The organism is Nonomuraea sp. NPDC050783, from assembly GCF_040802095.1.
GTDB lineage: Bacteria > Actinomycetota > Actinomycetes > Streptosporangiales > Streptosporangiaceae > Nonomuraea.
In genome coordinates, this window is record NZ_JBFAHK010000007.1 from 348723 (window position 1) to 361680 (window position 12958).

General features: G+C 76.1%; 13 protein-coding genes. 10 read left to right on the plus strand and 3 right to left on the minus strand.

Going from position 1 to position 12958, the window contains the following annotated elements:
• Positions 1-105: 105 nt before the first annotated feature.
• A complete protein-coding gene (locus AB0H75_RS21910) occupies positions 106-801 on the plus strand; it encodes an ABC transporter ATP-binding protein (protein ID WP_367799043.1) in 696 nt (231 codons plus the stop codon).
• Positions 798-3044 carry an FtsX-like permease family protein gene (locus tag AB0H75_RS21915; protein WP_367798829.1) on the plus strand — a complete coding sequence of 749 codons (2247 nt, stop codon included), beginning with the start codon at positions 798-800 and terminating at the stop codon, positions 3042-3044. The genes AB0H75_RS21910 and AB0H75_RS21915 overlap by 4 nt, the downstream gene beginning before the upstream one ends.
• Before the next feature lie 55 nt (positions 3045-3099).
• Here AB0H75_RS21915 and AB0H75_RS21920 read toward each other — a convergent pair whose 3' ends face one another.
• Complete coding sequence (locus AB0H75_RS21920) at positions 3100-3996, minus strand: MerR family transcriptional regulator (protein ID WP_367798831.1); 897 nt, start codon at positions 3994-3996, stop codon at positions 3100-3102.
• A gap of 60 nt (positions 3997-4056) precedes the next feature.
• A complete protein-coding gene (locus AB0H75_RS21925; protein WP_367798833.1) occupies positions 4057-4650 on the minus strand; it encodes a TetR/AcrR family transcriptional regulator in 594 nt (197 codons plus the stop codon).
• A gap of 329 nt (positions 4651-4979) precedes the next feature.
• Here AB0H75_RS21925 and AB0H75_RS21930 point away from each other — a divergent pair, with 329 nt between their 5' ends.
• The 3 genes from AB0H75_RS21930 to AB0H75_RS21940 are packed head-to-tail and all read left to right on the plus strand — an operon-like array spanning position 4980 to position 6769.
• Entirely contained in the window at positions 4980-5801 is an 822-nt protein-coding gene (locus AB0H75_RS21930; RefSeq protein WP_367798835.1) for a nitroreductase/quinone reductase family protein, read from the plus strand.
• Positions 5802-5852: 51 nt separating this feature from the next.
• Entirely contained in the window at positions 5853-6506 is a 654-nt protein-coding gene (locus tag AB0H75_RS21935) for a TetR/AcrR family transcriptional regulator (protein ID WP_367798837.1), read from the plus strand.
• Complete coding sequence (locus tag AB0H75_RS21940; RefSeq protein ID WP_367798839.1) at positions 6494-6769, plus strand: DUF6204 family protein; 276 nt, start codon at positions 6494-6496, stop codon at positions 6767-6769. Before AB0H75_RS21935 ends, AB0H75_RS21940 begins: the two co-directional genes overlap by 13 nt.
• A gap of 127 nt (positions 6770-6896) precedes the next feature.
• Here AB0H75_RS21940 and AB0H75_RS21945 read toward each other — a convergent pair whose 3' ends face one another.
• Complete coding sequence (locus AB0H75_RS21945; RefSeq protein ID WP_367798841.1) at positions 6897-7736, minus strand: MurR/RpiR family transcriptional regulator; 840 nt, start codon at positions 7734-7736, stop codon at positions 6897-6899.
• A 64-nt stretch (positions 7737-7800) separates the two neighbouring features.
• Between AB0H75_RS21945 and thrC the strand changes: the two genes are divergently transcribed.
• The 5 genes from thrC (at position 7801) to AB0H75_RS21970 (ending at position 12952) form a co-directional block, all read left to right on the plus strand.
• The gene (gene thrC / locus AB0H75_RS21950) at positions 7801-8865 is read left to right on the plus strand and encodes a threonine synthase (protein ID WP_367798843.1); all 1065 of its coding nucleotides are present in this window, start codon (positions 7801-7803) and stop codon (positions 8863-8865) included.
• Between the two features lie 166 nt (positions 8866-9031).
• The gene (locus AB0H75_RS21955) at positions 9032-9715 is read left to right on the plus strand and encodes a DNA/RNA non-specific endonuclease (protein ID WP_367798845.1); all 684 of its coding nucleotides are present in this window, start codon (positions 9032-9034) and stop codon (positions 9713-9715) included.
• A gap of 65 nt (positions 9716-9780) precedes the next feature.
• Positions 9781-10380: a biotin transporter BioY gene (locus AB0H75_RS21960; RefSeq protein WP_367798847.1), complete on the plus strand. Its 600-nt coding sequence runs from the start codon at positions 9781-9783 to the stop codon at positions 10378-10380.
• An 8-nt stretch (positions 10381-10388) separates the two neighbouring features.
• Entirely contained in the window at positions 10389-11756 is a 1368-nt protein-coding gene (locus tag AB0H75_RS21965) for a class I adenylate-forming enzyme family protein (protein WP_367798849.1), read from the plus strand.
• A complete protein-coding gene (locus tag AB0H75_RS21970) occupies positions 11753-12952 on the plus strand; it encodes a thiolase family protein (RefSeq protein ID WP_367798851.1) in 1200 nt (399 codons plus the stop codon). The genes AB0H75_RS21965 and AB0H75_RS21970 overlap by 4 nt, the downstream gene beginning before the upstream one ends.
• Positions 12953-12958 lie beyond the last annotated feature (6 nt).

Consider the following 12958-nt stretch of genomic DNA (forward strand, 5'->3'; position numbering starts at 1 on the left):
GGCACCCCGCGCGGCCAGGAGACCACCGTGACCCCCGGGAACGCGCCCGCCCCCAGGAGCACGCCGGTCTCCGGTGATCCCGTTCCCGGTGATCCCGTTCCCGGCGTGCCCGTCCCTGGCGCGGTCATCGAGGCCCGCGGCGTCACCCGCTCCTACGGCAGCACCCCAGCCCTGCGCGGGGCGAGCCTGTCCGTCGCCCCGGGCGAGATCCTGGCGGTCATGGGCCCCAGCGGCTCCGGCAAGTCCACGCTCCTGCACTGCCTGGCCGGCATCTTCACCCCGGACGAGGGCGAGGTGTGGTTCGACGGCGGGCGGCTGGACACCCTCGCCGACGCCCGCCGCTCCGAGCTGCGGCGCACCGCGTTCGGCTTCGTGTTCCAGTTCGGCCAGCTCGTCCCGGAGCTGACCGCGGCCGACAACGTCGCCCTGCCGCTGCTGCTCGGCCGCGTCCGGCGGCGCGCCGCCTACGAGCGGGCGCACGCCTGGCTGGACCGGCTGGAGCTGGCCGGGCTGCGCGAGCGGCGCACCGGCGAGCTGTCCGGCGGCCAGGCGCAGCGCGTGGCGCTCGCGCGGGCGCTGGTCACCGGGCCCAAAGTGATCTTCGCCGACGAGCCGACCGGCTCGCTCGACTCGCTCACCGGCGAGCGCGTCATGGAGCTGCTGGTCGGCCTGGCCCGGCAGGAGGGCACGACGGTGATCGTGGTGACCCACGACGCCCGCGTCGCCGCCTGCGCCGACCGCGAGGTCGTCGTCCGTGACGGCCGGGTCACCGACCCGTACGCCGGGCGGGTGCCGCGGTGACGGTCCGGCTCGGCCTGCGGCTGGCGCTGCGCGGCGGCCGGGAGGCGGCCGTGCGGCTGGCCCTGGTCGCCGCGGCGGTCGCGGCCGGGGTCGCGGTGCTGCTGTCCACGCTGTCGTTGTTCAACGCCTTCCAGGACGTCGCCGGCCGCCCCTGCTGGGAGTGCACGACCGGCCCGGCCGCCGGCGGGCGGGCCATCGGCGCCGCCCCCGGCGCCGTGTTGTGGAACTACCGCGAGGACGTCTACGCGGGCCGTACCATCAAGCGCCTCGACGTGGCCGTTCTCGGCCCCGGCGCCCCCGCCTTCCCCGGCCTGGCGGCCCTGCCCGCCGCCGGCCGCTACCACGTCTCGCCCGCGCTGGCCGAGCTGCTCGACACGGTGCCGAGCGCGCAGCTCGGCGACCGTTTCCCCGGCGTCAGGGCCGGGCTGATCGGCCGGGCGGCGCTGAGCGGCCCCGACGAGCTGGCCGCCGTCGCCGGACGTACGCCCCAGGAGCTCGCCGGCATGGCCGGGACCGTGCAGGTGCGCGCCGTCTCCGCCGGGCCCGCCGCCGGTGACACCACGGCGCTGTACCGGCACGGGTTCGCCCTCGCCGGGATCGGCCTGCTCGTGCCGCTGCTGGTGCTCATCGGCAACGCCACGCGGCTGGCCGCAGCCCGCCGCGAGGCGCGTTTCGCCGCGATCCGGCTGGTCGGCGCCACGTCCCGGCAGGTCAACGTGATCGCCGCGACCGAGGCCGCGCTCGGCGCGCTGCTCGGCGCGGCCGGCGGGATCGTGCTCTTCCAGGCGGTACGCCCGGCGCTGGCGAACGTGGCGATCACCGGCGAGCGCTTCTTCCCGAGTACGGTCGCCCCGTCCGCGCTCCAGTACGCCGCCGTCCTGGCCGGGGTGCCGCTCGCCGCCGCCCTGGCCGCCCTGTGGTCGCTGCGCCGGGTCCGGATCAGCCCGCTCGGCGCGGCCCGCAGGGCGCCGGCGTCCGCGCCGCGCTGGTGGCGGGTGCTGCCGCTGCCGGCGGGGCTGGTGCTGTTCGCCGGGCCGGTGTTCTGGGGCGACGACCTCGACCCCGTGCTGGGGGACGCCGGCCTCGCGCTGGTGATGCTCGGGCTGATCACCGGCGGTCCCTGGCTGACGTGGCGGGCCGCCCGGCTGGTCGCCCGCCGCCCGCGCGGCGCGGCGTCGCTGCTGGCCGCCCAGCGGCTGGCGGCCGACCCGAAGGCGGGCTTCCGCGCGGTCAGCGGGATCGTGCTGGCGGTCTTCCTCGGCACGGCGGTCGCCGGGATCGTGCCCGCCGTCGTCTCCGGCCAGCTCGCGGCCGGGGGCGGCACCCTGAACGACGTGCTGCGCGCCTCGTTCGAGCGGCCCCTGCCGCCGGACGCCTCCGCCGAGCTGCTCGCCGGCCTGCGCGCCCGTCCCGGCCTGACGGTCCTGCCCGTCTACGACAGGGGCCTGGCCGTGGAGCTCCCGATCCCGCCGCCCGCCTGCTACCCGGGGTGCAAGGTCGACGCGATGCTCCGCGACGTGGTCGTCTGCCGGGATCTGGCCCGCTTCCCCGCCCTCGGCGGCTGCCCGGCGGGCGCGCCGGCCGTCGCCACCGCGTTCAGGCGGCTGCTCGGCATCGACAACATGCTCTCCATCGCCCGCGACCTGCCGATCGTGGCGACGAACAACCCGGCCTTCCGGGACGACGTCACCGGCCTCGGCCTGTCGGGCGTGCTGGTCCGCGCCGGGGACGCGGCGGCCCGCGAGGAGGTGCGCACGCTGCTGGCGGGCTACCTGGCCCGTACCGGGAGCGCGGACCTGCCGCAGACGTTCGCCGAGGTGGCCGAGGCCCGCGCGGTGCTGCTGCGGCAGGCGGAGCGGGTCGCCCTGGCCGTCGTGGTGGTGACGCTGGTGGTGGCCGGTTGCGGGCTGCTGGTGTCCGTGGCCGGCGGGCTGGTGGAGCGGCGGCGGCCGTTCACGCTGCTGCGGCTGTCCGGCACGCCGGCGCGTACGTTGTCGCGGGTGGTGCTGCTGGAGACGGCCGTGCCGCTGGTCGTGGCCGCCGTGCTCGCGGCGGCCGCGGGGCTCGGCGTGGCCGGGCCCGCCGTGGACGCGCTCGCCATCAGGAACGCGCCGACGGCGCTGCCCGGCCCCGCGTACTTCCTGACCGCCGGCGGGGGGCTGGCCGCGGCGCTGCTGGTGATCGTCGCCGCGCTGCCGCTGCTCAAGCGCATGACCGCGCCCGACGACGCACGCTTCGAGTAGACCGGGAGGAGCCGGACGGCCCTGACCCCACGCGCCGACCGGGCGACCGAGCCCTTCACGGACGCCGGGATCCCGGCGGATCCGCAGCCGAGGGCCCCGGTTCCGCAGCGGTGGCGCCCGCGGGGGACGCCGGTTCCGCAGCGGTGGCGCCTGCCGGGGACGCCGGTTCCGCAGTAGCGGCGCCTGCCGGGGACGCCGGTTCCGTGGTGAGGAGCCGCACCGCTCGCCGGATCACCGCCGCCTGCGCGGGCGCCAGCCCGTCCAGGAACGGCTCGATCGCCCGTGCGTCCCACTCCATCCCCGTCCCGAGCGCGGGCAGCAGGTGCCGCAGGCTGTAGTCGGCGAGCAGGGCCGCCAGCGGCTCGACGCGGGGATCGCCGGGGTCGGCGCCGGCCAGCTCGTCGAGCCGCCGGTAGAACTCGTGCCCGCTCGCGGCCGCCTCCGGGTCGGCGGCGAGCGCGTCCAGCAGCGCGAAGGCCCGCCCCCGCCCGGGCTCGGTGCCGATGGTGTCCATCAGGACCAGCAGCTCCCGGTCCCAGGCCGCGGCGCCGGAGTCGGGCAGCTCGACGGCCCGCAGGAAGTCCAGCAGGGCGGGGGAGGCGGTGTCCTCCGGCCCCAGCGTCCCGGCCTCGGCCCGCCGCAGCACCTCGGCCAGCCGCTCGCGCCGCTGCCGGATCCGCTGCTCCTGCCGGGCCAGGTCCGCGTCGATCTCGGCGAGGATCTCCGGCAGCTCCCGGGAGCGCTCCTCGGCGATGACGTCGCGGGCCTCGTCCAGGCTGAGCCCGAGCGCCACCAGCCGCCGCACCCGCGCCAGGGCGACGGCGTCGCGCATGCCGTACTCCCGGTAGCCGTTGGCCAGTCGCGGTGGCTCCGGCAGCACGCCCCGGTGGTGGTAGTGCCGCACGGTCCTGGTCGAGACCCCGAGCAGCGCGGCGAGCTCTCCGATGCGCATGCCCCCAGTCAACACGCTGACGCCGCGTCAAGGTCAATCCGGCGCTGGGCGGGCGGACGGTCAGGGGCGCAGGGCCTTGAGCGCGAGGGTGACGAGGGCGTCGGCGTACTCGGGGGTCAGCGGGCCCGAGCGGAGCAGCCACCGCTGGTAGAGGGGGGCGTACAGCAGCTCCAGGGCCAGGTCGAGATCGGCGTCCGCGGCGAGCTGGCCGGCCTGCTGGGCGCTGCGCAGGCGGGACTTCTTGGCCTCGTCCACCGGGCCGGCCAGCCGGAGGCGGTATTGCTCGGCCAGGGCGGGATCGTTGATGATCTCGGTGTTGAGCGCGCGGATCGGAGCCTCGAAGGCCGGGTCGGCGAACTCGGCGACCGTGGCGCGCATCACCGCCTTCAGGTCGGCCTCCAGGTCGCCCGTGTCGGGCAGCGCGATGCCCGCCTCCGGCCCGGTCTCGCTCAGGGCCAGGAACGCGTCGAGGACCACCGCGCCCTTGGACGGCCACCACCGGTAGATCGTCTGCTTGCCGACGCCCGCTCGCGCGGCGATGGACTCGATGGTCAGCTTGGTGTAGCCGACCTCGGTGACCAGCTCGCGGGCGGCGGCGAGGACGGCCTGGCGCGAGCGCTCGCTGCGGCGGGCGGGATTGGGCTGCCTGGGCATGCGGCCCACCCTACCATAAGCATGAGACGAGACGTTTCGTCTCCCAAGTAACCAACTTGACATGATCAATCGGAAATGCGTGTAATGGCCTTCGCGTCGCGTGACGCCGGCCAGGTGAACGGCGGCGGCATGGAGGCGCCGAACTCAAGGGGGCTGACGCCGTGACCATCTACACGACCGGTCGTGCCTGACCGCCGACCCCCCGCGCGTCGCCCCATGTCGCGGACGGTGTAGTCGGCCCGTCCTCTCTTTTCCTCCGGCATGCCGCGCGGGTTCTCCCATGTCGCCGACACCTTCAGCGAACATCCGCGTACGGAGTGAGAACACGCATGCCCATGAACTTCAACCAGCAGATCATCGACGAGTTCCGCGCCAACGGCGGCCGGGTCGGCGGCCCCTTCGAGGGGGCCAGGCTGCTCCTGCTGACCACCACCGGCGCCCGCACCGGCGCCCCCCACACCGTCCCGGTCGGCTGCCTGCCCGACGGTGACCGCGTCCTGGTCATCGCCTCCGCCGGCGGCTCGCCCCGGCACCCGGCCTGGTACCACAACCTGCGCGCCGACCCGCGGGTCACGGTCGAGGACGGCACGTTCACGTACCAGGCCAAGGCGGTCGTGCTGACCGGCGAGGAGCGTGACCGGCTGTTCGCCCGCGCCGTCGAGCAGAGCCCCGGCTGGGCCGAGTACGAGACCACCTCCGGCCGCGTCCTGCCGGTGGTCGCGCTCGTCGCCGCCGACCCCGGGCCGCCCGCCGGCCCAATGGGGGACGCGCTCAAGCGGCTGCACGACGCCTTCCGCCGCGAGCTGGCCATCATCCGCGCCGAGGTCGCCGCCTCGGGCCCCCGGGTGATCGCCCAGCTCAAGGTCAACTGCCTCACCCTGTGCCAGGGGCTGCACGTCCACCACTCGCGCGAGGACGGCTTCATGTTTCCCGCCCTCGAAGGCCGCCATCCGGAGCTGGGCCCGGCGCTGGAGCGGCTGCGGGCCGAGCACGCGGTGATGGCGCGGCTCCTGGAGGAGCTGCGGGCGCTGCTCGCCGCCGAGGACGTCGCCGCGGAGGCGCTGGCGGCCGAGGTGGGGCGGCTGACCAGGGAGCTGGAGGCGCACCTCGACTACGAGGAGGAGCAGCTCGTCCCGCTGCTCAACGGCTGACGACTCGACAAAAAACTGCAATGCACTGAAATTTTGCAGTAGACTGCAGAAATGTCGGAAGGGCTACGGGAGCACAAGAAGCGGCAGACCCGGCGGCGCATCTCCGAGGCCGCCGTCGGCCTGTTCGTGGAGCGCGGCTTCGACGCCGTCACGATCGCCGAGGTCGCGGCGGCCGCGGAGGTGTCGGTCAACACCGTCTACAACTACTTCGAGGCCAAGGAGGACCTGGTCCTGCCGCCCGAGGAGGCCTCGCCGCAACGGCTGGCCGACATCGTGCGGCAGCGTCCGCCGGGGTGCTCGGCGGCGGGGGCGGTGCTGGCGCGGCTGCGCGAGGAGGTGCGCGTCCGCGAGCGGCGGGTCGGGCTGAGCGCCGGGTTCGGGCGCGTGCTGGAGATGATGCGCGCGGCCCCCACGCTCACCGCCCGGCTGGAGGCGCTGGCGTCCCAGATGACCGAGGCCCTGGCCGAGCTGCTGGCCGAGGAGACCGGCGCGGCCCCCGGCGATCCGCTGCCGAGGGCCGTGGCCTGGCAGCTCGGCTCGCTGCACGCGCTGGTGCTGTCCGAGATCGGGCGGCGCACGGCGGCAGGAGAGCCTCCCGACGCGATCGCGGAGGCCGTGCTGGAGCTGCTGGACGTCGTGGAAGGGCTGCTGGGGGAGCGGATGCTCACCTATGCCGTGCGGGAGGAGGGGCCGTGTTCAGGGTGACGATCAGGGGCAAGTTCAAGGGGCTGGACGAGGCCGGCCGGGCGGCCGTGCTGGCAGTGAGCGGGGCCGCCTACACCGAGGCCGGTACGTTCACCCACGACCGGGGCCTGTCGGTGTTCACCTTCCGCTGCCAGACGCCGGGCGAGGACGAGGAGGAGGCGGCGCTGCGGGCCCTGGAGGCGCTGGACGCGTACGGGCTGCCGTACGAGATCCTCAACCTGGCGGCCACCGACCTGCGCGAGATCAAGATCCGTCGCCGCTGATCCCCTGTCCGGCCCGCCGCGCCGGGGTCAGCCGGTGTGGCGGGACGAGGAATCCGGCTACGCCACCTCCCCGGACGGCACGCCGAGCGCCTGCGGCTTCTTCTCCAAGCACCTGGACGGCACCCCGTCAGAGCGTCCTGGCGACCGCGTCGAGATCGGCCAGCCGCGCGGCCGGTGACAGGCGGGCGGCCGCGGCCACGAGCAGCAGCTCGGTGACCGCGATCTCGTGGGCCAGCGGCGCGATCGGGCCCGCCGCCTCGCGCGGCAGGCGCACCAGCACCTCCGCCTCCGGGGCCAGCGGCGACCCCCACGCGTCGGTGATCAGGACCAGCCGCGCGCCCCGCTCCCGTGCGGCCCGCGCGAAGCGGGCGGTGGCGGGGGAGTAGCGGCGGAAGTCGTAGGCGGCGATCACGTCCTGCGGGCCCAGGTCGAGGACGACGCGGGCGCGCGCCTGCACGTCCCCCGGCACCCGGGACACGCCCGGCCGCAGGCCGGCGAGCTGGCGGACCAGGTACTCGGCGGCCAGCTCGCTGAGCGGCCCGCCCAGCGCCCGCACCGTCCGCGCTCCGGCCAGCAGCGCCGCCGCCCCCTCCAACTGCGGGCCGGTGACGGCGGCGAGCGTCCCGTCGAGCCCGGCCCGCAGCTCGTCGGCGGCCCGCCGCACCTCCGGCGTGCCGCCCGCCCCCGCCTGGTCCGGGCGGGTCGTGACGAACTCCAGCAGCCGTGACCGCTCCCGCGCCCCGCTCCTGACCGCGGCCTGGAAATCGGCGAACCCGCCGTAACCGAGCCGGTCGAACAGCCGCGAGGCCGTCGGCGGGCTCACCCCGGCCCGCTCGGCCAGCGCCCGCAGCGAGCCCAGCGCCGCGAACGGATAGTCGTCGAGCAGCACCCGCACGATCGCGCGCTCCCCGGGCGGCAGCTCGGCGTAGATCTCGCTGAGCCGGCTCTGCACCGCATCCGTCTCCATGCTGACAAATGTTACACCATCTTCCATTTACCCATAAGTACGGTACAAGTGTTACGGTTCCGGCATGACTTCATGGAACGGACTCATCGAGAGCCGGTACCGCCGCTGGCTGCCGCTCCCCCCGGGCACCCCCGCCGTCTCGCTCAACGAGGGCGGCACCCCGCTGCTGCGCTCGCACCACCTGTCGGAGCTGACCAGCTGCGAGGTGTGGCTCAAGGTCGAGGGCGCCAACCCGACGGGCTCGTTCAAGGACCGCGGGATGACGGTGGCCATCAGCGGCGCGGCCGCCCAGGGCGCGACGACGGTGATCTGCGCCTCCACCGGCAACACCAGCGCCTCGGCCGCCGCCTACGCCGCCCGCGCCGGTCTCGCCTCCGCCGTGCTCGTCCCCAAGGGCCACGTCGTCCCGGGCAAGCTCGGCCAGGCCGTCCGCCACGGCGCCCGCGTCATCGAGATCAGCGGCACCTTCGACGACTGCCTGCGCGTCGCCCGCGAGCTGGCCGCCCACCACCCGGTCGCGCTGGTCAACTCGGTCGGCAACGAGCTGCGCCTGTCCGGGCAGCGCACCGTCGCCTACGAGATCGCCGACGCCCTCGGCGACGCGCCCGACGTGCACTGCCTGCCGGTCGGCAACGGCGGCAACATCACCGCCACCTGGGGCGGCTACCTCGCCTACCGCGACGCCGGCCTGACCACCCGGCTGCCCAGGATGTGGGGCTTCCAGGCCGAGGGCGCGGCCCCGCTCGTGCACGGCGCGCCCGTCGCCGATCCGCGTACCGACGCGGGCGCCATCCGCATCGGCAACCCGGCCACCTGGGACGGGGCGATCGCGGCCAGGGACGACTCGGGCGGCCTGATCGCCGCGGTGAGCGACGAGCAGATCTTCGCCGCCTACCGGGAGCTGGCCCGCCGCGACGGCGTCTTCGCCGAGCCGGCCTCGGCGGCGGGCGTGGCCGGGCTGCTCGACCGGCACGCGCGCGGCCTGCTGGAGCCCGGCCTGCGCGTCGTGGTCACGCTCAGCGGCAACGGCCTCAAGGACCAGGCCGCCGCTCTCCACGACGGCCGGGCCGCCGTCGGAGCCTCGGCGTCCACCGCCGAGGTGGCCCGCGCCCTGGAACTCACCACCTGACCCTACCTGCGGAAACTACATAAAGTAACGATAGCGATACGTTATGTGACTCTTGACTTGGGCATGAATGTCCTACAAAGCCGATGAGGCGGCCGACGGAGCGATCCGCTCTTCGTCGCGCCGACGCCCGACCGGCGAACCTTCACCCCCTCGGAAGGACACCACCATGCCTGAGAACAGGTTCCCCTCTGCCCTGAAACGCACGGCAGCCGCCGGAACGCTCCTGCTCGCCGCCGCGTCGGCGGCGGTCATCACCACCACCACCGACCGGGACGCCGACCAGGGCCCCAGGACCGTCGACGACGTTCCCTGCATGCGCTACCTCCAGCCCGAGCACATCTACCGCGCCGGCGGCGACACCTTCGCCACCGACCCGCAGGGCCGGCCCGCGGACGCCCTGTCCAAGGCCCTGCGCTCCACCCGGGGGGCCCGCACCGGGTGCGAGGGCACCGTCGGCAACTGGGCCGGCTCCGGCGACTGGAACGGCGGCCACCTCATCGCCGCCTCCTTCGGCGGCGTCGGGCAGCGCTACAACCTCGTCCCGATGAACGGCCGGCAGATCAACCAGGGCCTGATGAAGCGCATCGAGGACAGCGCCCGCGCCTGCCTCGAAAGCCACGGCTCCGTCAGCGCCTACCGGGTGCGCCTGCACTACCCGGACGCCAGGAGCATCATCCCCGACACCATCACCATGACCATGACGTCCTCGCTCTCCGGCACGTCCCGGCGGCTGAGCTTCACCCTCCCGAACAAGGCCATCCCCAAGGACGAGGTGGAGAGCAGGGAGTCCGCGATCGACAAGGAGTTCGAGGCGGCCGGCTGCCGGGAGGTATCTGCGGGCCGCAGATGATCGACCGGAAAGTTGTGGGAACCCTCCATGCCTGAAGCGCGCCGTTCTGGTGTGAGATCGACTCCATGACGAATGCAGGCAAGCGACGAAGGTTCCCCACCGGAGACCTGGCCAGGGTGGCGGTGTTCGCCGCGCTGATCGCGGTGCTGGGGCTGCCGGGCTCGGTCAACGTCTTCGGCAACCTGGTCCCGATCACGCTCCAGACCCTCGGCGTGATGCTGGCCGGCGTGATCCTCGGCTCGTGGCGGGCCGCGCTCGCCGTCGCCGTGCTGCTGGTGCTGGTCGCGGCCGGCCTGCCGCTGCTGGCGGGCGGGCGCGGCGGGCTCGGCGTCTTCATCGGGCCCTCGGCCGGGTTCCTGATCGGATGGCTGCCCGGCGCGGCCGTGACCGGCTGGCTCGTCGACCGGGCCGGCCGCAGCCCGAGCCTGCTCCGGCTCGTCGCGGCCTGCCTGATCGGCGGCGTCGGCGTGATCTACCTGTTCGGCATTCCCGTGCAGGCCCTGGTCACCGGCGTCTCGCTGCCCACGGCCGCGCTGCTCAGCGCGGCCTTCCTGCCCGGCGACCTGATCAAGGCGGTGCTGGCCTCCGCCGTGGCCAGAGGTGTCCAGCGGGCCTATCCCGACGCGGTGCCGGCCGTGCACCGCGAGCGGCTGCGGAGGGCGTGAACACCTCCATGCCCGTTGCCGGACACGTCCTGCGGCACGCCCGCGTCCGTCCCGAGGCCGTGGCGCTGTGCGGGCCGCTCGGCGAGCTCACCTACGGCGGGCTCGCCGGCCGGGTCCAGGGCGCCGCGCGGCACCTGGCCGGCCGGGGCGTGCGCCCCGGCTCGCTCGTCGCGATCGGGCTCGCCGACCCGGTCGCGCTGCTGGTCGCCGTGCTGGCCGCCGACCTGGCCGGCGCCACCCCGCTGGTCGGCGACCCCGCCTGGGACCGGCGCAGGTGGGCGCGCACGGCCGGCGCGGCGCGGGTGGACCTGCTGGCCGACGCGCCACTGCCGGACGCCCCCGGACCCGCCGTCGAGCACGACCCCACGCCCGGCGACCTGGCGTGGGCCTGCTTCAGCTCGGGCAGCACCGGCCGCCCGCGCGCCGTCGTCCGCACCCGGGCCTCCTGGACGGGGTCGTTCCCGCACCTGGCCGCCCTGGCGGGCATCGGCGCCGGCGACGTGGTGCTCGTCCCGGGGCCGCTGTCGTCCTCCCTGTACTCCTTCGCCGCCGTGCACGCCCTGGCCACCGGCGCGACCGCCGTGGTGCCCGGCCGCAGGCCCTCCGCCGCCGCGCTGGCCGCGCACCTGGAGCGGGCCACGGTCGTGCACCTGGTGCCGCACCTGCTGCCCGCCGTCCTGGCCCGGCCGGGAGCGCTGCGCACCGCCGTGACCGGCGGGGCCGCGCTCGACCCCGGGACGCGGGCGGCCGCCGCGCGGGCCGGGGTGCGCGTCGTGGCCTACTACGGGGCGACCGAGCTGTCGTTCGTCGCCGCGGACGCGGACGGGAGCGGGCTGCGGCCCTTCCCGGAGGTCGAGATCGAGGTACGGCCCGGCCCCGGCGGGCTGGGCGAGGTGTGGGCCCGCTCGCCCTGGCTGGCCGAGGGCTACCTGGGCGGGGTGGCCGGGCCGCTGCGCCGCGACGGCGACGGCTGGATGACCGTGGGCGACGTGGCGCACCCGTACCGGGCGGGGGAGCCGCTGCGGCTGCGCGGGCGCGGCGGCGGCGCGATCCAGACCGGCGGGGCGACCATCGTGCCCGAGGACGTCGAGGAGGTGCTGCGGAAGGTGCCCGGCGTGAGCGACATCGTGGTGATCGGCTCGCCCCACCCGTCCCTGGGCGCGGTGGTGACCGCGGTCGTCGAGGGCCACGGGGGGTCGCCGCCGCCGCGGGCGCTGCTGGAGTCGGTCGCCAGGAGCGGCCTGGACGTGGCGCAGCGGCCCCGCCGCTGGTACGCGATGCCCAGCCTGCCGCGCACCGGCGCGGGCAAGCCCGCCCGCGCCCTGGTCGCGGCCCGGCTCGCCGACGGCGACCCCGGCATCCGGCGGCTGACGTGACCCGCCCCGGCCCGCCCGCCGGGGGTCCGGCCGCTCCTGGCCCCGGCGTGGCCGATCCCGGCGCGCCCGTCGTCGTGGCCGCGCGCCGCACGCCCATCGGCACCGCCGGGCACGCCTACAAGGACCTGACCGTGGACGCGCTGGCCGCCCCCGTCCTCGCCGCCGTGGCCGGCGACCTGGCCTCCCACATCGGCGGCCGCCCCGTGGACGACGTGGTCCTCGGCAACTGCACGGGCCCCGGCGGCAACGTGGCCAGGGTCGCGGCGCTGGCCGCCGGACTGGGCCACGAGGTGCCCGGCCTGACCGTGGACCGGCAGTGCGGCAGCGGCCTGGCCGCGATCCTGGTGGCCGCCCAGGCCGTCCGGGCGGGGGAGGCGGAGCTGGTAATCGCGGGCGGGGCCGAGAGCGCCTCGACCGCGCCGCTGCGTACCAGGCGGGGGGAGGCCGAGCCCTACGCGCGGGCGCCGTTCGCGCCGGCCGGCCACCCCGACCCCGACATGGGCCCGGCCGCCGAAGCGCTGGCCGCGGCGGCTGGGATCACCCGGGAGCGCCAGGACGCCTACGCCGCCCGCAGCCACGCCGCGGCCCTGGCCGCCCGCGCCCGGGGCGCCTTCGCCCAGGAGGTCGTCCCGCTCGGCGGCCGTTACGACGACCAGCGGCCGCGCCCGCTGCGCCCGGCGACGCTGGCCCGGCTGCCGGCCGCGTTCGCCCCGGGCGGTACAGTGACAGCCGGTAACTCCTCCCCGGTCAGCGACGGCGCCGCGGCCGTGGCCGTGCTGCCCGAGCGGCTGCGCGCGGGCCTGCCGGGGCTGCGGCTGGTGGCCGGGGCCGTCGTGGGCTGCGATCCGGCGCTGCCCGGCTGGGGGCCGGTGCCGGCCGTGCGGCGGGTGCTGTCCCGCGCCGGGGTCGGCCTGGAGCGGGTGGCCGCGGTGGAGGTCGTGGAGGCGTTCGCCGCCCAGGTGCTGGCCGTCACCGACGCGCTCGGGCTCGACCCGCTGGGCGCCGACGCCGATCGGGTCTGCCCCGACGGCGGCGCGCTGACGCTCGGCCATCCGTGGGGCGCGACCGGCGCGGTCGTGGTGACCAGGCTGTTCACCCGGCTGGTGCGCGGCGGCGCGCCGCCGGGCACGCTCGGCCTGGCCGCGGCGGCCGTGGGCGGCGGCCTGGGAGTGGCCGCCCTGTTCGAGGTCGTGTGAGGTGGG